1 protein-coding gene and 1 pseudogene are annotated in these 1,410 nt (G+C 62.1%); one reads left to right on the forward strand and one right to left on the reverse strand.

All coding sequences use genetic code 11. The annotated features are described in order from the left end of the window. Window positions 1-24: 24 nt before the first annotated feature. Window positions 25-315: pseudogene (locus tag EOA28_RS35675) on the reverse strand (hypothetical protein); the annotation flags it as partial. 184 nt (window positions 316-499) lie between these two features. Between EOA28_RS35675 and EOA28_RS35680 the strand changes: the two are divergent. After that, window positions 500-1,279: a thioredoxin family protein gene (locus tag EOA28_RS35680; protein WP_127252882.1), complete on the forward strand. Its 780-nt coding sequence runs from the start codon at window positions 500-502 to the stop codon at window positions 1,277-1,279. Window positions 1,280-1,410 lie beyond the last annotated feature (131 nt).

A 1,410-nucleotide genomic window follows, 5' to 3' on the forward strand; every position in this document is an offset into this window, starting at 1 on the left:
GCCTTACTCCCCTACTCCCTTCGGGCGCAGGTTGAACAGCGTGTAGGCCAGCGTGAAACCGGCGATCGGCAGGATGTCGGCCCAGATCGTGCTTTTGCTGGCGAGGAACAGGGTCGAGCCGATGCCGATCACGACCATCCACCAGGCCAGCACCTCGGCGAAGGTGCCGGTCTTGTATCGCCGCACTTGCCGGGCGCCCAACAGTTCCGCGGCAATGAAAGCAAGGTTGGTCAAAGCATTAGCCGACTCGGCCCAAAGTCCTGATCCCGTCCGTTCGCAATAAAGATCGACAGGGGTCAGGAGAGTTTGCCACATGGCGGGGATGCTGCTCCCGAATCGAACCGCGCCTTGAAATGCAAACGCTCTCCTATTGCGCCCTTACCTGCGGCTGCAACAGCAAAAATTTCACCGCAACGTGACTTCCCGTTGACCGCCGCTTCTGCCACATATTTTAGCAATCAGAACAAAGCCGGCGTTACCGGCGGGAATTGGAAAAGTCATGGCATTTCGAGGACGATTGCGGCTTGCGGCAGTAGCGCTGGCCCTTACGGCGTTGGGCGGCGTGGCCCTTGCAGCCGAGCCTGAGAAGCCCCAGACCGACAAGCCCCAAATCGACAGGCCCTTGGGCGTGGTCGAATTGTTCACCAGCCAGGGCTGCAGCTCCTGTCCGCCGGCGGACGAGTTCTTCGCCGAGCTCGCCGGCAAGGACGATATCATCGCGCTCGCCTACCACGTCAATTACTGGGACTATCTCGGCTGGCAGGACACGCTGAGCACCAAGGAGAACACCGAGCGGCAATATGACTATATGCGCGCCTTCGGCAGCCGCTCGGTCTATACGCCGCAAGCCGTCATCAATGGCCGCAGTCACGTCAACGGCGCCAGCCGCAAGGATGTCGACGGCGCCTTGGCCCGCATGGACAGGACCGGCGACGGCATGCGGGTCGCGATCAAGGTGAGCCGCACCAGCGACCGCGTCATGATCGACGCCGGCGATGCCGGCAACGGCCCGGCGGATGCCCATGTGGTGATCGTCTATTTCGACCCGCCGCAGATGGTGAAGATCGGCCAGGGCGAGAACAGCGGCCGCAGCCTGACCTACTGGAACGCGGTTTCCGACATCCAGACCGCCGGCATGTGGCACGGCAAGGCCCAGCGTTACGAATTGCCTTTGACCGAGATCGCCAAGAAAGGCGGCTGCGCGGTGCTGCTGCAGTCGGTCGGCAAGGACGGCATGCCCGGCCCGATCCTCGGCGCCGCCTTCATCCATAAGCCGTGAATACCCCTTCTCCCCTTGTGAGGGTTTTGCATGGGAGTCGATATTTAGCGCACGAGGCGGATGGGCGTTTTAAAGGCGCTCTGGCCGCTTTGGCGGGTTATTTTGCCTCGCTCTTGGGGCCTAAGGCCGCC

The sequence above is a fragment of the Mesorhizobium sp. M2A.F.Ca.ET.067.02.1.1 genome, assembly GCF_004023285.1.
Taxonomy (GTDB): Bacteria; Pseudomonadota; Alphaproteobacteria; order Rhizobiales; family Rhizobiaceae; genus Mesorhizobium.